This window comes from Bacteroidales bacterium (genome assembly GCA_014860585.1).
Lineage (GTDB): Bacteria > Bacteroidota > Bacteroidia > Bacteroidales > 4484-276 > RZYY01.
Genome location: JACZJL010000119.1, coordinates 1 through 22250 on the forward strand (window position 1 = coordinate 1; position 22250 = coordinate 22250).

Below are 22250 nucleotides of genomic sequence, written 5' to 3' on the forward strand. Positions count from 1 at the left end.
CATTCCCTTAGATGGGTAATTTCTCTTTTGAATTCCAAACCTCTCATACACAGTCCGGTAATAATCCACTGTGCCAAAATCAAAATCCGAATATTAATTTTTCTTGACTTTTTCATTATCATGCTTTAAATCAGTCAAATAATGTTATTAACAAACGTTTTGTGGAAAAAAAATGGATCAGCTATTACTACAATTTCTGCATTCTCATACTATCTTTGCCGCAACCCTTTGGACTTAACATCCTCAGGGCCGATAATTCAATTTTTTATTATCTAAAAACTTATCAGATGATGGTAAAGTTTAAATTAATCGAACGGAAGAACCCGCGCCAACCTGGCGATCCGTCGCGTTATTACGCAATAGGGGTTAATCAGGGTAAAGTGGATATCCGTGAGCTGGCAGACCAGATCTCAGAAAAATCCACCGTGACATCTATCGACACCATTGCAGTGATTGAAGCGCTGCTGAAGGTGATTCCCCGCGAGCTTGCCAATGGCAGGATCGTTACACTGGGCGACCTCGGTACGCTCAGGTTGACTTTAAAAAGCGAAGGCTCTGATCAGCCGGAGAAGTTTAGCGCAACGATGATCAAGGGTACCAAACTCCATTTCCGTCCCGGGAAAGAGGTGAGAAAGGTGCTCAACAACATCAGTTACGCTAAAACAAAAGCAGAACAGAGCCTTCCGTAATTGCATTTAAATGCAATTAAAAATGCCGTACAAAATACGGCATTTTTTTTTACCCCTCCAAATCTGTAATTACCATCAGATGACTTGTAATTACACCTAAGCCTTTAAGAATCTTTAAGATAAAGCAATATTTAAATTTTGTTAAAATTTTATCCCGGCTGCCTTCACCACTAAATTGACCATTGGATAGCCACCTGAATTTTTTACCAATCTTCAGCTCAAATGAGTCCAAAAGCTGCTTGTGATTTGCTGCGGTTAATAACCTTGTATAGTTTTATACACCATGATGCAGCAAGCATGATGGCAGGCAGAAATGTTTAGTTCGGTAGAATGAGGCGAAAATTGTATCTATTACATCATTTCAATTTGTATTTATAGGCGAAAGTCCGGAATATGATCCAGAATTCAATGCACGTTGATGATCAGTTACCGTCCATTTACTTCGAAAATAGTTCGCTTTTGCCTCATCGTAAAATTTATCAAGTCATTTTAATCAAAACTAAAGACTTTTATTTCATTTTCTCAAACCATTTGAACTAAATGATAACAAAGGCTTTTTGAAAAAGTAAACATGCGTTTTGATCTGCAGTATTTATCTACCTTACCAATTATGTAAGATGTCAATTTTTAACACAATCGTGAAATTCAGCCCATTTAATCTCAATTATTACAGTTTCATTTCAAGAAAAATTTCTATTTATGTAGTACTGGTTTTCAATAGCAATTACTTAAACGCCCTGACTGAATTATCAGTCAAGGCGTTTTGAGGGTAGTGTAAACATTGGATTACAATGTTTTAATTTTCAGATTCCTATTGTTTAATTATCTTGAAAGTTTGGACGAAATTTGAGGATTTAATCGAAAAGAGGTAAACACCCAATGGTAGGTCCGAAACGTCAAACGTCATTTCCCTTCTATTATCTGATACGGTGAAGTACGTTTGCTTTATTAAATCTCCCATGACATTTAATATTGAAATATTATAAAATTCCTCTGTTAAGTCCTTAGCTTTAATCGTAATGAAATTGGTTGTTGGATTTGGAAATATTTCAAAAATTCTTTTTGTACCAACTTTTTCATCGGTATCATTAGGACATGTAACAGTAATGTAATCCTGAACCGACTTAATGTTTGATCCACATTCGTCTGTAACCTCAAGGCTGACCAAAAAACTTCCAGAATTTTCGAATAAGATTCCCGATGGATTTGTTTGAGTTGAAATGATAGGGGTTTCATCGCCAGTATAAATAGTCCAAAGCCACGATGCAGAGCCAGAGGTTTCTGAAAAATCAATGAAATCCACAACCAATGGACAAGTACCAGAAGTCTTTGATGCTGTAAAATTTGAAATTGGGTTCATGCATTCTGGACATAAACTAGAATCAGATAGAATTATGTTATCAATGCCGATTAAATAATCAGATGCTGTGCAATTCCAGGAAGATGATGATGATGCTGTTAAAGGATTTGAAGAAAATGAAGAACCACTAATATTAACGTTAAGAAGATCAGCATCAGCACAAGAAAAGTCATTGAAACTAACCTTATAAATACTTAACATATTCTCTGAGGCACCTTCTAAATCCAAAGAATTAAAACCAACAAGAACGAAACGATTATCAAAAGTCTGCTTAATCGAATAAGCGAAGATATCTTTAAAGGTTTTTTGCTCAGTGATATTAAATTCTGAGTCCATTGAAACAATATTAAAAAACTCTCCATCTTGCAAATAGGCATAAAACTCATTTACTTCTTGCCCAAAAATAATTGGTTCAAAACTTATTGGTAATTGCTTACAATCCGTCACAATTCCTAATGAATTAAGCTTCAAAATGTACCCATTTGAGAAATGACCAAGATTGTCATTGGTTGCTATACCCACAATAATGTCATCGTTATCGGTTATGACTAAACTTGTGATGTTATCAGAATTGTTGAGATTTCCTGAATATTTCCTACTCCAGTTTAAGTCTCCATTAGGACCTACCTTTATTATGAATCCATCAATACTATTATTTCCTGAATTGCCATCAAGAATATAACCATAAACAATCAAATTTCCTGAATTATCTACAATTAAATCTTTAATACCCAACAGAGTATTAGCATATGTAGAATAAGTGTAATATTTTTGCCAAACAGGGTTCCCGGAGAAATTAATTTTTAATAGCCCAATTCCATTACTTGTTTGACAAATACCAACATATCCTGTTGATGTTGTGCAAAATTTATTAAAAGTTAGGTTTAATCGCTTTGAAAACAATCTTTGTCCATTCTCATCAATTTCCATTATCATGGAGTAATTATCGTAATAGAAGCATAATAAATAGCCGTTTTGGGATCTTAAAATCTTTAACCAATTACTTGTCTCAAGATTTTCTATTGTTTTAGTCCAAACGACAGTTCCATTTTTGCTAATTTTAGAGTAAATAATTCCACCTGTATTTTGTGATGAGAAATTATAATTACCCAGGGTTACAAAACTACTATCGAAACTGGACTGGACAATATCATAGTAAATTCCTTGAAAATCAGCGTTATCATTTATAAAAAATGAAGTTGCAAATGTAGTAATTGTTGCTTCATTATAAATATTAATGAAGTTGTTCTTTACTTCTGAACTTGTCCCATATTGATTGGTAACGATCAGTCTAACAGTGAAATATCCTGGAGACAAATAGTTATGCTGTGGATTCTGAAGGGTACTTGATGAACCATCACCAAAATTCCACAACCATGACGTTGGACTCCCTGTGGATTGATTTGTAAAAATAACAGTCAATGGAGAATTTCCATTTGTTGGTGTACCTGTGAAGTCTGCTACCGGAGGTTGTCCTGCAGGAGACACATAGATATAGTTAGTCTTGGTTTCAGTATCACTACCGTACTGATTTGTTGCTATCATTGTAACAGTTTTGTACCCGGTGGTGGTATATGTGTGCTGTGGATTCTGAAGGGTACTTGATGAACCATCACCAAAATTCCACAACCATGACGTTGGACTCCCTGTGGATTGATTGGTAAAAGTAACTATTAATGGAGAATTTCCACTTGTTGGATTACCTGAAAAGTTTGCTACTGGTGGCAGCCCTGCTTCTGTAACGTGGATATAGTTATATTTAATTTCAGAATCAGTACCATACTGGTTTGTGACGGTTAATGTCACCGTGAAATACCCGGCAGATGCATAATTATGTGAAGGGTTTTGAAGAGTACTCGTTGAACCATCACCAAAATTCCAGTTACATGAAGTTGGACTATTGGTTGAAAGATTTGTAAAAGAAACGTTCAATGGAGAATTCCCTGAGGTCGGAGTACCTGAGAAATTTGCTACTGGTGGCTGGCCTCCTCCAGAACAACTATTTCCAACACCCACAGCACACCATGCATCTTCTACTGATTGATAATATGAAGAATTCCCTGGAAAAGCTTCGGATACAGCATCTAACCATGAAATTCGTGCATCAGCAAAATCTGAATAGGATGAAATGTAATCAACCAGAACCAAATATGCAATTTCACTTGCGTTTGAAATTCCTATTCCATTGACGGAATATGAATCTCCACAATCATTTTCACCATTGCCACCTTCGCACAAAAGATAGAACATAAAATTTTGCACACTGCTATTGTGATGCACACCACCAAAATCACTTGAGCCTGAATACCAATTTGGTCCTTGGTAGCAATTTGGCATTGGACCTCCATAATCTGATATTGAGCCTGGATCTGACAAGCTTCTTAAAGGTCCCATACCACTTAAATCATCTCCACACAACCAATCCGTATTACCTAAAACATATTCTTCACATATTTCGCCGAAAATGTCAGAGAAAGATTCATTTAATGCCCCTGATTCAGATTGATATTGAAGATTTGCTTCAGAGCTGTTTATGCCATGAGTAAATTCATGAGCTACTATATCCAAAGTAACAAAATCATCGGTAGGTGAAGATGTACTTGCTCCAAATCCAAAAGCTGCAAATCCATTTGAATTAAAAACTGCATTTTGGGAACTTCCATTTATTGAACAATTTGCAAATCCCAGCCAATCAGCATTTGAATCATCCCAACTATCGCGTGAATGCTCATTTCTTAAATATTGCTCATATTGATCCATGCACCAATGTAGGGTACCTCCAACGATTTCATTTGGCGACAGATTCCAATTATTGTCACTACTGCTGTAAATCTCTTGACCGGCACTCAAATAGTTTTGCTGTTGACAATCATAGGTATAATTGTCATAATTTTGCGTTGTTGAGCAATCATCAATTAAGTGGTACAACCCACCCGAATAATAGGTCCAAATTGTTTTTGTTCCATACCAGGCTGTTGATACAGATCCTGTATTACAATCAATATCTAAAAGCACCTTTTTAATTATTAACCCTGAGTTAGCATCAATGAAAATCTTATAATTGTCTGCTGCTGTAAAGTGCAAGCTAACTTCCCAAGAGAGAATAAATCCATTGGATTCCCCATCCCAGTAATACATTAGTTCTGGTTTTGGAATAAACTTTTCAACATTCATTTTATGCTCGTTTAAAAATTTATGGTCCTTATAAAAGAGCATTGAAGTATCAATTCCACTAAATGCAATTGACAGTACATCTGATTCTTTCAGATCAGTTTGGGTTGGTAAATCCAATGATTCAAACCATATTCCATTTAAGGATTTCAATCTGTTACTTTTATCAAAATGCAGAATAATTTCTGACCGGTCTATTTTGATCCCTTTATGCAACTGATGCAAACGAATGGTTTTGGTTTGATATTTATCATCAAATCGAATTCTTTTGGTATTAAATGAATCGAATTCTGAAAGATTCAATATGCCATTCAAATTGTTAAAGACAAAGGCAGAATCAAATTCAGCAGCACTAAATTTTGCAGAATTTGCTTTTCCGGAAAGGTTTTTTCTGATGTCTGAGATTGATAATGATGCTGAGGTTTGTCCAAATGACATTACGCAAATCATCATCAAGAGAATTAGAATTGTTAATTGCTTTTTCAAAAGTTGTCCATTAAGCAATGTTTTAAATTCAGAAGCAGTGAGGATTGCAAAGATGACCGTTTTCATAGCGATTTATTTTTATGTTTATGTTCGCTGCGAAAATAGTATCGGTAAAAATATCAAAAAATATCAAATTTTTCGGACTTACCTCCAACAGATAATACCGAAAATCTCAATTAGAAAAAAACACACCATAAAACTTTGCTATTTTAATAAGTTGAGAAATTCCACTTTTAAACCATCGGAAAGCAACTCAACATAATCCTTATAGAAATATTTTGTTTCTTCTCTATATTGTTTATTGAATTCAGGATTCATTTTCATCATAGCACCAATTTGCTTCAGACATTTTTTAATTTCGACTATGGTGAAGGTGAATTCATTATTGTTTTCTAATTTGTAATATAAGTTCTTGAATAAAGGAAAATCTATGATGTCTTCAATTTCGTCAAAAAACACCCTAATTATTGAAATGTCAGTATCCAAAATTTTTAGTCTGGATATAGTATCTTCATTTCTTTTCTTATTGGACATTAAAAACTCCTTTTCTTCATCAAGCATGCCATATTGAAAATAATAAAAAGGAATTTTACTTAATTCACGCTTCCTTAATGAAATTCCAAGAGAAGTAGTAAATATTGAACGTTTCATTTTGTGAGTGCGCTTAAAAATTGTAATCAAATCATCATAACTCATCTCTTCTAGAATAGAAAGTATCCAAAATATCCTTCGTGGCAATAGTATGTTTGTTCTAAATTTTTTAAGCAAATCATCAAGAGTTGAATGTTTTGACGAATATTTTAATGATATCTGATAATCAAAATCATCTAACAATTCACCATTTTTTAATGCATAATCAATGTTTTCAGTTGCTTTTAAATTAATGTTACGCTCAGCATTCTCAAAGTCCTGATATTCAATGTGATGTTTGTAATAAAAACACAATCCTGGTTCAATCCTGTTTTCTATCCCTGTTTTCCATACTTCAGTATCAGGCAATGAATGTTTTTTTAAAAATGCCTCTGATCCAACCTCATCTATTCGCTGGCAAAAAACATCAAATGAATGGTTTCCTCCAGAAGTAACATCAGTTTTGTTAAACCATAGAATTGGAAACTTTGATTGTTTTTTGATATGATGTTGAATTGTTCCCTTTTTACTCGTCAGCATAAAATAGGCATAATGAGATTTGAATTCCTGATGGGAATGAATTTGTTTTAATATCGTGTAGCCTTGCAAATCCTGCCATTTTCCAGTTTCGCTGTTGCCATCAACATAAAATCGGAAATCAGTAATAATTACTGAAATTTTTTTTACTCCATTTTCATCTTCCCTCAGTATTTCAAATGCTTTTTCAGCAGATTGGGCTGTATGGCATTGTATGCCGTTACGCTCAAAATGAACTTTGATGATGTTGCAATAATACTCCTGATCGTCAATGAACAAAACTTGCCAGCGTTTTGGAACCACACTCTTTTCAACATCTTCAACCAAGTGGGTGGGTAAAAAGCTGTAAAACAAATCCTTGTATGTTATCAACGGACTTCTTAGTTTTTCGGGTGTGAAATCAGGTTCATCAATTGTACTATCAATATTTGTTTGCAGCTCATTTCCAAGAAAATCAAACTCCTTAGTCTTTTCGGGAAGTATATAGGTTTTGAAAATCTTTAACTGGGTATCCAAATATGTATTTACCTCTGTTTTAATGCGATTTCTATCATATTCCCTTTCATCTCTTTCAATGTTATATACCAATCCAGGTAAACGATTCTCAACATTGTGCATTAGGGTATGAACTTTTTGATCCGGATCAAAAAGACTGAAATTGATGTCTTCAAGGGTGTCTTCATCAATCCCGGCATATTCTTGTAATAGAATTGGTTTGACCGGTAGCTGGTGCAGGTAATGACCCGGCATATCAAGAATTTCAGAATCAGGATACAAGGATTTATCGAAACATGGCATAAATGTACAAAATACAATTGGGCAGAGCACCGTTTTATCCTTGCGCAAATCTTTTGCAAGCTGAAAGCCATGAAATTTCGTTCGTAAGACATCTTGCCATTTCAACTCGACTAAAATATAAATGAGATCATATTTTGCGAAATTAGTTTTCTCAAATATTTTCTGATAAAAAATTGGATCTTGGCTTTTTCCAAAAATTGATTGAGGATAATTCTCATTATCCCAAATAATGCAGGAATTGTTTTTTGCAATTGTGTTTGTTTCTTTTTTCATTAATCCTTTATTTTTTAGCATTTTCAGCATAATAGTTTAACAAATTTACCCCGTAATTTTTAAAGTAAACCTTATCGAATCACCAACCATAAGATTTGACTTTTCAAATTGAGGATTATTATAATCAGGCTTTTTGTCTAAAATAATGTGAGTTCTTCCATCCAATAAATTTAAATTAGGATTTTTTAAGAAAAATCGATTTGAGTTATTGTTATCAAGTTTTCCTATTTCAGAAACATATTCTCCCTGAGTAAATGGATTACAACTATTTGCCATTGTTTAAAATAAGATGATAATCCACCAAGTATTCAAATAGCTGTGATGTAAATTCAGACATTTCCTTGAATGTACAATACTGGCCATGTGCAGCCTTATTCCGCATGTCCAGCAAAAATATCCTACGATTCAAAGCATAACCAAATTGATCTTTAATTTTTTCTGATAATGGTAACATATATGTCTTTCCATCTTTAATTTGATAAGGATTATCTGTCTGATGTATTTTTTCCAAAACAGATGCAAAACGGATAATAATCGCCGAAGGTAAGTAATTTCTAACAGAAACTTGTTGAGACTCTTGCAAACGTAACCTTAAATAATCTTCGAGTAAGATTATAGCTTGATGAAGAATTGATATTATGATGTGCCTTGATACGCTTTTTGTTTTCATATATGTATGAGTGCTTATTAACCAATCATTGCTTTCCCACCAATATTTTGAATCATTGTGTTTAAGTTTTTTTAAGCTTGTTTTACAGCGTTTTAGGAATTGAAACTCATCAGACAAGCAAAGGACAGAAACAAGGTCAATAAATCGCATATAATTCTCAATACTGTTTCTTAAATCCATATGCTCATCCAGACCTTCCTTAATCCAAAATGCTGATGCTCCCAAAGAAAAAGTCTCTTTGTACGACCATATTTTATTTGATGCAGTTGTTATCAAAACCGGACAAGTTATTCCATCGTTGGTAATTGATTTTAAAACCTGAACACCTGAAATATTTGTCACATCGGTTGTTGTTCCATGTTCTCCTTTTAGACGAAGATCAAGAATTATCAAATCCGGTTTGAATTCATTGACTCTTTCAAGAATCTTGTCAGTAATTTGTTCGATAGAATCGTCCTTACAGGGTTGAATAATTGTGAATGAGTCGTTCTCTTTGCCATAAATAATTCGCTGAAAAATGAATGACCATCCGTCATCAGCCTGATCATCAACAAACAGGATTCTTGGACTGACTTCTTGTAATCTATTCCTCGTATCAATAATATTGAAGCCATTGTTTGAGAACATCTTCTGTCTTTCTATGGCTCCAAGGATACCTAAAATTTTATTGTTAAAGATAATAATCTGTTCTTCAATTCTTTGCCGTTCTTCATTAATCAGGGCATCAAGTTCAATATACTCCTTTAGCAATTTTATATCATCTGTAGTCCTTTTTTGTGCTTCCTCTAATTGATTTACCTTGATTTTAATAGGATCATTTATCAATTTTAATTCCTCTAACTTTGATTGAAAAAGAGTCTTCGTGACTGAATTATAAAAGGATTCGTTAATAATTTCAAGTCTCCTTGCCCGGTCATCAAGTTCATTTGTTTTTTTGTTCAGAACACTTTTTATTGAATCAAGATTCCGCTCTTGGTCACCATATCTTTCAATTCGTAATTGCAGCAATCGTTTCAATTCTTCCTCGACGTCTTTTTCTTTTTCCCTATGAAGGTACATGGCAAGCAAACCCTGATAAGAGTCCATTTCCTTTAAAGAACCTGTAAACGCTTTTTTAATTTCTGTAGGCATTTGCGTGCCAGCAATACTATCAATCGCTTTTTGTACTTTCCACAACTGTAGTACCCCCCACCAATTTGCAAAAAAGTGCCTGTCGTCGGGCAATGTTGCCTCAGCTTTAAAAAAAGCAGACAAATTTTCAGGTGCTGTTTTATTTACTAATTCATCGAAATTTATCTTAGAGAGATCAGTGGGCAACCTGATAAATGTTACTCCCTCCGAAAAAATAATCAGATTACAAAGATCTTGAGTCATTAATTGCTCCCGGCTAAGAAATGAATACAATACGCAGTGTTGTTTGAGATTTAGCAAACGCAAGTATTTCAATAATTCAATTCCTGCATTTTGAGATCTTAATAGTTCATCAGGTTTATAATTGACATTTATGAGAAATAGTTGAGCATGAGAATGCTTTTGATGCAGTTCCTTTGCCAAAACTTCAGGTTCACTACAAAATTGCGTAAAGGGTAGTGAAGGATGATCAGTATCACTTACATGTATGATTGTATTATTCATTATCTGCGAGTATTAAAATTTGTAGATCGGTTTGTTATTAGTTTATTTTTGAATTATCGAAAAAATGCCATTTATTATCTTTTGTTTATCAATTAAGTATTCCCCTGTTTTTGAAATAAGTTGATCCTTCAATTTAGTTGTATTTTTAAACAAAGGATTTAATAATGGAATAATCCTTTCTTCCTTAATCTCCCGATGATGAAGGTAGGCAGAATAGAATAAGATATTTTCTCGGTCCGCTTCAGGAATTGATTGGTATAATTGTAGTGAAGATTCAATTTCGTCTTTATCCTTTTGGATGAACCTGTTTGAATTCAGGTCATGTTTCGACTTTAAATTCAGGTCGAGAATGTAAATATCCCATTTTTTCGTCAGCTCAATAATCGCATCATCAACGTTATTTACAAAAGAAATATCAAGGCATTTGCCTACTGCAAAATCCTGTAATAATTGTTTCCTGAGCGAATGGATATCATCATCATCCTCAACCCAAAGTACCTTTATCCGTTCACCTTCAAACTTATCATTAAGAATTTCAAGCATAATATCAGCCCTTATGTTTAGCCCTGCATTAACTGCCTCTTTAAAAAAATCCAAATAAAAATCAGCATGTAAAGCCTCGCTTAACGGGTTCATAAACACACTTGAAAGAATTGTAATTTTATCCTGTGTGTTGTCTGCATTTTCTTCATCAATTCCGCATGAAGTAAGCAGGGTGTTATTTGGAATATCCTGATAATCAAAGGCATCTTTAGCAATAATGAAATTCTGGGCCGGAATTATCGAATCTCCTTTAACCGAAAATATTTCATAAAGAAGATTATTAAGCTTGTTTAAAAATTTTGTTTTTCTAATAATATTTGGTGCTGAAACAACATACGACACAATATTTGTTTCCGGGATATAAAGTGGATTAACCTGAAATTCCATGTTTATCGTGACATCCTCATTAAATTTCTTAATGGAATTCCAAAATATATCGGCAGCATACATTGAATTTCTGATCAGTTGGCCATGCCCACTTTGGTTAAAAGGTAATACTAAATTAGACAGATAACATGCCGCTGCCGCCGCTCCGGGACGGCTTCCTTCCAATGTCCATTGTCCTAAAAAAGCGTTACCTAAATCTTTTGAATCTGTCGGTTTATTTAAATAGGAGGGTTCATAGGAAATAAAATCCTTCATACGCGTATCAGCAAACAGGATACTACCTGCCGGGTATGGGATGTAGCCCATTTTGTGCGGATCGATTGCTATAGAATCCGATTTGCTTATTGCCTTAATTTTTTCGCACCACTTATTATTAATGGTTGATTCATTATTACAATAAAAAAGGTTGTTTCTCTTTTCACGCAAATAATTTAAGATATCTTCATCGGTCGAGAATTCATCAGATTCAGCATTCTGTTTGAAAACTGCCGGGAAATATCCTCCATAGGCGCCATCTATATGAATTACAAAGGAATACCCTTCACTTTCTTTTTTACTTCTGAAATCAACAATTTCATCAATTGGGTCAATGCTGCCTTGTTTGCTTGAACCCAATATTCCGATCACCGCCAATGTAGGTGAACCTGATTCCCGGAATTTATTTTTCAGGTCTTCTATGTTCATCCTAAAACCATGATCAATATCAATTTTAATTAACTGATCACGCCCAAGGCCAATGATGTCAAGTGCTTTTTCCCAGGAATAATGATTTGATTTTGCAATATAGACTTTTGGCAAATCAATTTGCTCTTTATTCACCTCAAGGGTTTCAATTTTATGATGAATACCGTACACACCCATATTTGTAACAGCGTATTTATCAATCATTGTTTTCATTTCCAGAGCACTGATATTAACTTGTTGGCTGAGTTTATAAATTTCATCTTTTAAATCCAAAATTTCAGAAAAAGGTAAATTAAAAAGATCATTAAAACTCAATGACTTAATATCTTTATCTTTACCTGAGGAATTAATCCAAGCATCACCCAAAAAACCACATTCCGGTATTAAAATCGAGGCAAGTTTTACTGACAAAGGGTAGTATTTAATATTCCGTGCAACCCACATTGCTTCGATGTTTGCAGTTGTGCCACCTGAACACAGGTGACCCCATGAATATGTTCCCTTCAATTTGTCGCAGGATTTATAGCCAACCATTTTGCAAAGGGAGTTAATGTAGTCAAGCTCCATTTTTGTGGTGGCAGGTGATGCCTCCCCAACAACATTATTCGGGTTGTAAAGCATTGTGCCGAAATATGCTGCAATCCCTGAAATTAAAAGATCCCCGTGCATGTGCCCAAAATAGCGTGGATGATATAATGGAACCCCTTTCTTCAATTCGGAAAGAACGCCTTGAAGATGCTGTTTTAGCTGAGCAACGGTTTCGATAAATTCAGGTTCCAGTTTGTCTTTTTCCGTAACAATTGGATCATCCTGGGGATGGAAATTCTTACGAAGGAAACATGAGTCCCGAACAATTTCAAGGATTAATGATTCGTACAAATCCTGATTCTCGGCTTTTGGCCCTAAAAACAAAGCTTTAATGTCGGTCATATTTCAAATTATTTATCAGATGATCACCGGGTATCGGAAAAATTGAATTCTCTGTTTATTTAGTAAATTTATTTTTTCAGGATGAAGATGAGAAATATCTTCGATACTTAGCCATGAAAACACTTTAATTTCAAATTCATCTCCCTGGCGGAATTTAAGAAGATTGTTAACAATGTCCAGCCCGATTAAATCAGACATTTGTCCTCCAAAATGCGCATCTATAAAAAACACATCCCCTTTTATCGGCCTTATGCTCAGTATTTCTGACTCAGACTTTCGGATATGTCCATTCAATTTTTTTGCAATTGAACATGCATATTCCTCATTTCGAAACAGTATAAAATTTCGGGTTTCCATACTATTTACATTGTGAGTTTAACAATCCTTGATTTACCGGCTTTAACAATCATGCCCTCTTGTAACTTCAGGACTAAATCAGGATTCAATAATTTTTCACCTGAAACAGTGACCGCACCTTGCTTAATCAGCGTACGACTCTCGTTCTTTGAGTTTAACAAGAAGAGTTCTTTTATTAAGTCAACCAAAAAAATCGTTGCGGGTAATTTTGTAATACTAAATTCCGGCATCCCGGAAACCATTTGATTGCCATATCCCTGCAAAGAACGAATTGCCTGACTTTCGTCATGAAAAAACTTTACGATTTCAAAAGCAAGTCTTTTCTTGATATCCAAAATATAGCTGGTAAGTGGGTTTTTCTTTAAAGCTGCTTTCATCTCCTTGATTTCAGCTAACTTAATATCAGTGAGAAGAGTAAAGTATAAGGGGATATTCTTATCATTCATCCGCATTATTTTCTCGAACATGATGGGCGCCGGTTCATCAATTCCAATATAGTTCCCAAGGGATTTCGACATTTTCTGTTTGCCATCGGTGCCTGTCAGAATTGGCATTGTAATGCAAACCTGTGGCTCTTGCCCAAAGAATTTCTGTAAATCACGGCCAAATGTGAGGTTAAATGTCTGGTCGGTACCACCAAGTTCTACATCAGCTTTTAAAGCTACCGAATCATACCCCTGCATGAAAGGATACAGAAATTCGTTCATCCGAATGGACTCACCGCTCTCGAATCTTTGCCTGAAAGTATTGTGCTCGAGCAATTTTGCCATGGTGCTTTGTGCGGCCATTTTTACGACATCTTCAAAAGTCATGTTTTTAAGCCAATGACTGTTGTAAACCACAGTGGTTTTGTCCTTATCAAGAATTTTGGAAATCTGATTCAGATACGTTTGTGCGTTTTCAAGCACCTGTTCTTCGGTAAGCGGTGGCCGTGTTTTATCCCGCCCTGATGGATCTCCGATCCTGGCAGTGAAGTCGCCAATCAGGAAAAAGACATTGTGACCCAGATCCTGAAAATGGCGTAATTTGCGAAACACAACCGTGTGTCCCAGATGAATATCAGGTGCTGTTGGATCAACACCCAATTTAATGTTTAGGGGAATTCCTGATGCTGTCGCATTTTCGATTTTCTTAACCAACTCATGCCGGTTAATAAGGTGTGCGACTCCCCTGAGAATAAGATTAACCTGACCTTTTGTTTCATTTTTCATGATCATTTGTATTAGTTAGAGTACAAAGTACGGCAACCAATAATTATCAGAAATTATCAGATTATTGCCCAACTCCTGCCTTCTCTAAAACACCGTCACGAAATGCCTCAAAAGCATCAATGTCATCAAGTGGTTTCTGTTTCAAATTCTCCCATAACTTTTCAAGTTTTCGTCCTTTTGCTTTACCTGTTATGCAAACTGTTTCAGTATCAAAGCCTTTTAATTGATTAAGATCTGGCTTTTTAATTAAGCAATCATTCAAAAAATCAAGGGCGGCTTCGAGTTTAGGATTGCACGAAATATTATTATCTTTTAGAAACTGATCAAAGGTAAGATTCTCATTGTTTCCAATGAATAATACTAATCTATAATACAAAGTTTCCACTCCGGTTTTGTCAAATCTCTCTTCATTTTGGTGAATTGGTGAGGTGAAAAATATACTTTCCTTTAAAATGCTTAATCCCACTGGAGGTGTATTATGCCTTAGAATTTTAATACAGCTATTTGGGACATATTCAATTTTCATCTCATCCGGGATCATTAGTATTGATGAAGATACTGCTTTCACCTGATCAAATACATCAATTTCAGCTTTTCCATTTTTATCAATATAAATTATGGCACCAGAATTATTCGTATCAAAATACACTGGTTCTGGATTTCCGGTTTCTTTATTTAATTCCATTCGAGAGAACCGTGTTTTGAAGTCAGGATTTCTGCCATGATTTTCTAACAAATCGCTAAATGTTTCACGATCAAAAAAGACAATTAGTTGCATAATTTTAAATTTTATAATGATTTTCTACAATTAAAAAGAATTTGTATCAGACGATATTTATCGAAAGTAGTTTCAATGGCATTTTGCATCAGGGAGATTGGAACATAAGAAATATCCTGTTTCACATTATTTGCCTTTCCTCTTCCTGATGTAATTACAATTTTCCCCCTGTTCTTTTTCGTTTTGCCAATTATTTCTTCTAAGATATTATCAATTGCTGTATCACTTTTATCCTTTTTGTCAACAAGAAGTTTCTCCAGAATTCCCAAATGAATGACGACAAATGAGGATTTATCAATATGCCTTTCAATATAACTTTTAATTTTACCTTTCTCTTCCATTAGGTTGGTTTTATTAAGATCAGGGTCGCCATCTTCCAGCTTTGAAGGAATAAATACACCCAATTGATTAAAATATGTAGTAAATGGAATTTTGCCTGCGTATTTCTTTTTATTAACTACAATACTCTTCTGTATCCTTTCATCGATAATGATAACATTTGTAAAAACGCTTTCTATGTATTGTTCAGCATTTATAGATGTTTTAAAGCGGTCATGAGTCAAATATGCACCCAAATGCTTCTTTGTCCAGTGATGACCGCACATCATTTCGTGATAATTACCGTCCTCTAACTTCTTAATTGTTTCATCATCAGTTGATCCATAAAGACCTTCATGGTGATTAAATAAATGGACATTAAAATCAGCATTATCAATTGTGTTTTCAGGATAGATAAAAATTTCTTCATTCCTGGAACAACTAAATATATTAACAGACTTGTTATATTGTTGGAGCCACTCTCTCCAACACGCTTTTGTAAAATTATTAATATTTTCGAATGTATTTGTTTGGTCAATGTGCACCAGACGCTTGGGAAGTGAACTATTAAGTTTAGTGATTGAATCCTTAAATTTATTAAAATCATCTTTACTTCCATAAAATGCTAAAAATTTATGATTAAATGTTTCTTCCACTAATCTTTCCGGTTTAATAAACTTAATTCCATTTTTAGACAATACTAATTTGTCTGAATTACTTATTAATGTGCTGCTTAGTGCCTCGGGTTGATCACAAACAACAAGAATTTCCTTTGGCTTATGTAAATAAAATTTGTATCCTAAAGAGTATTGATTAATCTGTAAGCCGTCTTCAGATTGAGGCTGAGCATAAGCATACATTATCATTGGAGTGAAAGAACCGCTATCTTCTTTAAATGAACTTCCATTTTGATAACTTCCTTTATCAAATAATTTATATTTTGGATTATCAACCTCGGTAACAGCGAGTTTTCTCAAATAGGCAGCACAGGTAGCCATCTCAATCGTGCCTAAACTGTTATCGCGTAGTCTACCTTCCTGCCCTTCTTCATTATTCCAAATATCAGCATCAAAAGAAATGTTGCGTTTTAAAACCAAATCATCAACAAAATCCTTATTCCTAAATACATTGGGAAAAACACTTAGTTCATAGTAATCAGCATTATCATTGTTTTCGCAAATATTAACTGAAAAAACAAGGGATTCTTTCTCATTTTCATCTAATTCCCCATGTTTAACGGTATTTCTGATTACATTGCTCCAAATAATATACATTGCCTGACAACCCAGAATATCATTAGGAATAGCAACCGGCACTTTTTCTTTATTTTTAATTACAATATTGTTCCTTAATATTTCAAAGCGATAATGCAGATTAATATCAGAAATACCAGAAATACGATTGTTGAAAATCAGATTATTGTTAAATGGCATAAACACATCCTGATAAAAGTCCAATGTTGTAAGTGAATTAGGATCGGTAGTAGCAACATCAGCACGAAAATCCATTCGTGTTCTAAGGTATAGATTAAAATACCCCATCAGGTTGGGGTACAAGCTGAATTTATTATTGGATGGACTAATATAGGTGAATTTTTCTAAAAGTTCTTTCCCTTCCTGATGTAAGAGTTTGTCTTCTTTTTGAAGATTTGAATTTGCAACAAATCGATATTGTCCATCCGCCTCTTCAACATTAAAGTCTTTGAATGATTTATATGCGTCAAGCACGTGTCCTAAATCATGACTGTCCGTCCGTGCAAACAATTGACTTATCGCTGCACGGGAATTAGCCTTTATCATCTCAGCATTTTTTTTGTTGATATTTTTATAGTGTTGCCTTCTTATGAAATATAAAAATATTATTGAAACAACTATTGAAAGAATTACTATCCCATTTGCTATTTTTTTAGTTTGGCTTGTCACTTCTTCCGCAATTTCCTTTTGATTTATGGCATTGTCTTTATCTTTATTTAGTTTTTTGAGCACATTACTTGACCATGCAATGTCGTTAGTTAAATTGGCAATGTCATTTTTTAAACTATTGTTATCCCCCATTAATGACAGCTTCATTAAACTGTCATTAATCATTTGAGATTTTAATGTATCCAGATGTAGGTTTTGTGCATTAAGTAAATTCTTATTATTAACAATTTCACTCTCAAGTTTTTTCGATATTGCCTCTTTGGTTTTTATTTCGCTTTCAAAAGAGTCCAATTGATAGTCATATTCAGCTTTCATACTATAAAAATCACGTTTGCTATTTAAGTCGATGAAAAAATTTATGAAATTATTATCAATTTCCACCATCTGGTTGATTTCATCTAATGATTTTAATTGCTGGGTTTTTAATAAAATTGAATAATAATCCGCAGTTTCTTTATACTTAATTTTCCTTTGTTGTTCATAAAGTTTTGTGTAACAGTTTACCGCAGTTTCATATCCTAACGTAGCCACATAACCCTCAAGTAAGTTTTTTGAATTTGCAAAATCAAATCCGTTTTTTAAATATTCTTTAGCTTTTTGATAGTCATTACAATTCATTATATAATTTGCTCTGATGAACCAATAAGCGGCATAACTGCCTTCAAAATGATGCTTTTTCGCCAAACTGAATTCCCAATCACTATATTTGATACAATTGTTTGTATCACCGATTACACTATTGATCCAACTTAGCCAACTTAAAGCTTTATCTACCTGGTTAAAATCATAGGTAAAGAGATCATTCATGGCAAATATAAGTGCTGCCTGGAAATACTTCTTGGCGATTTCATAATCACCAGGAAAATTTGTTTGACCAAAATATATTCCAATTGCGGAATATAAATTAAAATTTTCCTCGTATGATAAATCCTGACCTACTACTTCAGAAAAAAAATCAACTAATGTGTTGATATTTGCACAATCTAAATAAGTCCTATCTTTTGAATGCAAACTTAGAACCCTAATTCGAGCGGATTCAAGTATTTTTAAGTTACTATTTTCTTCTTGCATATAACCTACATGATAAAACAGGGAATCTGCGGTGGCTTTATGTCTTATTGCATGCTTAGAGTATGATGCAGATACTCCTGACTCAAAGACTTTAGCGATTTTTGTTTCACATATACCTAATTCTAGTAATTCATTATTGAAAAATGCTATTGTATAAGCCTGGTAGTACATCACTAATGCTGCAACTCTCCCTCCTTTCTTTAAACTAACATCACCAATTCTTTTACAACATCTAATATATTTCATTGGTTCGGTGTCTGATTCATCTGCTGTTAGAAATTCGCCATATGGTGAAACTTGTTGATGTTGAATAGTTAGCCATGTATTGTCTTCAGTCATTTTCATAAGGTCTTGAACATACTGATCAATAGAAAACAATTCAGCAACAAAGCCAATTAACAAAGTATCATAATATGCTTTAGTCTCCAAACACCTTTCTTGCATATGAATGTAAGATTCTGTTTTTTTTTCGATATCGTTAAGTTGTCTATTGAGATAAATTAGGTTTTGAATCTTTTCATTACTCCATGTTTCGGAATTACGAGTTAAAGAATTAATACTATCAATCACCTGCTTGAATATAATGTCTGTTTGATTAAAAAAGTTGAAGCGGGAATTATTATCATCTTCAGTAGGCAAGGGATTAAATAATAACTCATTAAACCATTCATTAATTGGCGTTTCAGCTTCATTCAATTGTAGTGATTTGCCAGCGAATTTTATGCGAAAAGTTGAAATCCACTGTCTTAAATAATTTTCATTAATTGAGATTGATGAATCAGAAATTGTTCCGTCCTGATTTCTGATGTAAAGATTACTTTTATTTAAATGGTTATAAAAGATTTCCTGAGCGTTTGAAACTATAAAAACTCCACCAATTAAAAAGCACATTAGAGTTAGGCGAATAATTAGTGCATTAAACATTTTCATTTTAAAATTTTATAATGATTTTCTACAATTAAAAAAATTTTGTATCAGACGATATTTATCGAAAGTAGTATCAATAGCATTCTGCACCAGAGAGCTTAGAAGAATCACAATATCCGAAGTAACATTATTCGCTTCACCTCTTCCTGATATGTTATTTCTACTTCCGCTCCTTGAAAAATTTGGCAGCAAACTCATTCTTTGAGCCTTAAGAGTACTTGAAATCAAACTATAACTATTTAGCTGGATGTTAATAACTAACCCGCTTACTGAAGAATAAAAACTTTTCATGCTGCAAATTTAATTTGAACAAAATTAACAGAAATTATCAGAACTGAAAATAATTTCAAAGCGATGTGCCGGAGAGAAAATAGCAATTTGAATCTTTCATTACAAAAATGCTCCGCCAATTGAATTCTTGTAAAAATAGACCTTAGAAAATTCATCCCTTTTTGGTTTCAAAATAGCCCTCTTTACTGAATTTGACAGCATGATTTTCAAATTTTTAATTTGCTCAGTTGCGTGAAACTGCCATGAAATTACTGATCTCTTTTTTGCAGTCAAAAGAGTAGGCTTCCAACTCAGCATTGGAATCGGCAAAGTAGGTTTCCCAGAACATACGGACATTTTCGATCTGTTTGTTTGCCAGTGGAGCGCCTTTTTCGGAAGATGTTGCACCATAAATGAACACTTTGCAGCCACTCAGATCGGGGATTTTGTTGAGATTCCGAATGTCTTCAAGTTTTTGATAAACCTGTTTTTTGCTCATTCTGCCCATTTGTGAGAATTCCAGCGCCTGGTCACGATTTTCCTGTACCATATCGCTAAAAATGATCAACACGTTTTCGTATTCATAATTGTCAGCTCCTTTTGCGGAGTTTTGTAATTTATCCAGCACTGAAAGGTAGCTTCTTTCGCGTGTGATTAAAGTTGTTGCACTGATTAATGCATTTATTATGTCTGTGTAATTTCCACATTCTTTGCGCTGATCACGCTTTATCATTATTTGGTCAGTGACTGAACGACTGATGGTATCAACCAAAAACCGGTGAAGCCTTGCTTTGACGGAATTTTCAATATTGTTCATGCCATCTTTAGCGTTGGAGAAATTGATTTTATCCAGATCAACCGAAAACACGCGTTCCGCTTTTGTCAGGGCACATTCGTCAATAAACTGAATAGTCAGGCGGTCGTATCTGCCTAAATTGGGAACAATCGAATTTACAATGATGTCCAGGTAACGATTCAACAATTGCTCACTGATACTTCTTGAGTTGTCGAGCAAAATAATGTAGTTGTGTCTTTTTTCAGAATTGCATGATGTTGCAATAACCAGTGTACAGATCAAAATCAGAATGATGAACTTTTTCATAACCTATTGATTATCATTATTAATTGAACACCTCTTTAAAGCGAACATCCAATTCCTGGTTCTCCATGGATGGAACAAGGATAGTCGGATTGACAGGTTCAGGAAGGATAGCGTCTTTATTGTACCTCTTGATGGCTTCACTGATAAAGCGTTCCTGATTTTCAGCAAAATGTCCAGATAGACTTTCTTGAGGAAAGCCATGCTTTGTGTTATAGTTCTCCTTGTAAGTTTTAAATTCGTTGAAAATGGCCCAAAGTTCCTGACCTCTTTGTTTAAAGTGATTTTCCATTCGCTGAAGGTTCATGCGAATCCGATTTCCCATCCTGGCTATCAAATTGCGAAGATTATTAATCTTTAGCGTGTTAATGTAAGGGCTGTAATACCTCCTGCGTTCGTAGGCAAAATAGCCGGCAATTACCGGCAAAAGCATGCCCACTGTAATCATAAGTGTAGTAATGAATCCGGAATTGCCCCCTTCGATTTGCTCACCCCGGAGTTTGCAAAGGCTAAACATCCCGGCTTCATAGATTATCGCTCCTGGGATCAGGAAGAAGAAAAGTTTCTTCCAGTTGCGTGGTTCAACATCTTCCCTCTTGTATCCGTTTTCATTGATAATCTGTAGGTACAGGTTTCTGAAAAGTGGGATCGAGACCCACGTGATTACCAATGAAAAAATGACCTGGGCAATAATTGCAAGCCAACCGGAAAAGTTGAAAATCGCTTTCGCTGCAAAGAAGTTAAAGAATCCCTCTGCAATGATGACACACCTTTCAATTAAGGTATAATTACGGATTTCTTTCTGTAAGGTTGCAAAATCATCCGCATCAATTACCTGATATTGCAATCTGGTGTTGAGTTCTTTTGTCAGTTGTGTAATCTTACCGGAAAGTTGCTCGTTACGCTTTTTCAAGCGCCTTGCTAAACGCAGGGTACTGCGCATTATCCAGTTCATACATTGTTGAGCGAAAGCTTTTAAACCCTCCTGGTTGCGAAACCATTGATTGAATCTTAAACGGAAGTACTGATGTCTTAGCATAATGTGTAATTTTTAAAGGTTAGTATTTCTATTTCGTTTCAAAACTATATGTTAACTTATTATCAGAAATTATCAATTTTTGCGCTACTGGCCAACAAGCTTTAACATGATCCAGGAAAATTCTTAATACGGCAAATTTATGTGTGATCAAATTATCAGAAATTATCAGAAAGAAACTAATTTCAAAGTTTTATCAGGAGCATCTTTTACTTTTACCAAGTTCCAATCTAGTTAGGCTCAGATTCCAGTTAACTTCGGGACCACCCGGAACTGGCTTGGGTTAAACTCCTCAAATTTGCGGTGTTGTATCGAATCAAATACGATTTCATCACGGGTCGGTTAGCAGCAGGAAGACTTGAAAGCTAAACTAGCCCATGCTCCATTTTCGGATTTCGTAATACCACATCTGAAAATACACGTAATTCAATCGTTGTTGCCCAAACAGACACTTTCGCTTCCATGCTT

General features: G+C 34.4%; 11 protein-coding genes. 1 reads left to right on the plus strand and 10 read right to left on the minus strand.

Features of this window, described 5'->3' with window-relative positions; all coding sequences use genetic code 11:
- The first annotated feature begins 290 nt into the window (after positions 1-290).
- Complete coding sequence (locus IH598_12840) at positions 291-689, plus strand: HU family DNA-binding protein (protein MBE0639397.1); 399 nt, start codon at positions 291-293, stop codon at positions 687-689.
- 811 nt (positions 690-1500) lie between these two features.
- Here IH598_12840 and IH598_12845 read toward each other — a convergent pair.
- From IH598_12845 to IH598_12890, 10 genes are all read right to left on the minus strand, one after another.
- Positions 1501-5772: a M4 family metallopeptidase gene (locus IH598_12845; GenBank protein MBE0639398.1), complete on the minus strand. Its 4272-nt coding sequence runs from the start codon at positions 5770-5772 to the stop codon at positions 1501-1503.
- A gap of 138 nt (positions 5773-5910) precedes the next feature.
- Complete coding sequence (locus tag IH598_12850) at positions 5911-7944, minus strand: hypothetical protein (protein MBE0639399.1); 2034 nt, start codon at positions 7942-7944, stop codon at positions 5911-5913.
- A 45-nt stretch (positions 7945-7989) separates the two neighbouring features.
- Entirely contained in the window at positions 7990-8220 is a 231-nt protein-coding gene (locus tag IH598_12855) for a hypothetical protein (protein MBE0639400.1), read from the minus strand.
- A complete protein-coding gene (locus IH598_12860) occupies positions 8210-10249 on the minus strand; it encodes a hypothetical protein (GenBank protein ID MBE0639401.1) in 2040 nt (679 codons plus the stop codon). The genes IH598_12855 and IH598_12860 overlap by 11 nt, the downstream gene beginning before the upstream one ends.
- Before the next feature lie 42 nt (positions 10250-10291).
- On the minus strand, positions 10292-12484 hold the full coding sequence (locus IH598_12865) for a hypothetical protein (protein MBE0639402.1): 2193 nt from the start codon (positions 12482-12484) through the stop codon (positions 10292-10294).
- A gap of 671 nt (positions 12485-13155) precedes the next feature.
- Positions 13156-14361, minus strand: coding sequence for a tyrosine--tRNA ligase (locus tag IH598_12870; GenBank protein MBE0639403.1), 1206 nt, complete (start codon positions 14359-14361; stop codon positions 13156-13158).
- Between the two features lie 61 nt (positions 14362-14422).
- Positions 14423-15139: a hypothetical protein gene (locus tag IH598_12875; GenBank protein ID MBE0639404.1), complete on the minus strand. Its 717-nt coding sequence runs from the start codon at positions 15137-15139 to the stop codon at positions 14423-14425.
- Positions 15140-15150: 11 nt separating this feature from the next.
- Entirely contained in the window at positions 15151-19380 is a 4230-nt protein-coding gene (locus tag IH598_12880) for a hypothetical protein (GenBank protein ID MBE0639405.1), read from the minus strand.
- A gap of 511 nt (positions 19381-19891) precedes the next feature.
- Complete coding sequence (locus IH598_12885) at positions 19892-20749, minus strand: hypothetical protein (protein ID MBE0639406.1); 858 nt, start codon at positions 20747-20749, stop codon at positions 19892-19894.
- 19 nt (positions 20750-20768) lie between these two features.
- Positions 20769-21785, minus strand: coding sequence for a hypothetical protein (locus tag IH598_12890; protein ID MBE0639407.1), 1017 nt, complete (start codon positions 21783-21785; stop codon positions 20769-20771).
- Between the last annotated feature and the right edge of the window lie 465 nt (positions 21786-22250).

Bases quoted from the DNA above. Each gene is read 5' to 3' on its own strand.
- IH598_12840 (MBE0639397.1), top strand. From the start codon at position 291: ATGGTAAAGTTTAAATTAATCGAACGGAAGAACCCGCGCCAACCTGGC.
- IH598_12845 (MBE0639398.1), bottom strand. From the start codon at position 5,772: ATGAAAACGGTCATCTTTGCAATCCTCACTGCTTCTGAATTTAAAACA.
- IH598_12850 (MBE0639399.1), bottom strand. From the start codon at position 7,944: ATGAAAAAAGAAACAAACACAATTGCAAAAAACAATTCCTGCATTATT.
- IH598_12855 (MBE0639400.1), bottom strand. From the start codon at position 8,220: ATGGCAAATAGTTGTAATCCATTTACTCAGGGAGAATATGTTTCTGAA.
- IH598_12860 (MBE0639401.1), bottom strand. From the start codon at position 10,249: ATGAATAATACAATCATACATGTAAGTGATACTGATCATCCTTCACTA.
- IH598_12865 (MBE0639402.1), bottom strand. From the start codon at position 12,484: ATGCTTTACAACCCGAATAATGTTGTTGGGGAGGCATCACCTGCCACC.
- IH598_12870 (MBE0639403.1), bottom strand. From the start codon at position 14,361: ATGAAAAATGAAACAAAAGGTCAGGTTAATCTTATTCTCAGGGGAGTC.
- IH598_12875 (MBE0639404.1), bottom strand. From the start codon at position 15,139: ATGCAACTAATTGTCTTTTTTGATCGTGAAACATTTAGCGATTTGTTA.
- IH598_12880 (MBE0639405.1), bottom strand. From the start codon at position 19,380: ATGAAAATGTTTAATGCACTAATTATTCGCCTAACTCTAATGTGCTTT.
- IH598_12885 (MBE0639406.1), bottom strand. From the start codon at position 20,749: ATGAAAAAGTTCATCATTCTGATTTTGATCTGTACACTGGTTATTGCA.
- IH598_12890 (MBE0639407.1), bottom strand. From the start codon at position 21,785: ATGCTAAGACATCAGTACTTCCGTTTAAGATTCAATCAATGGTTTCGC.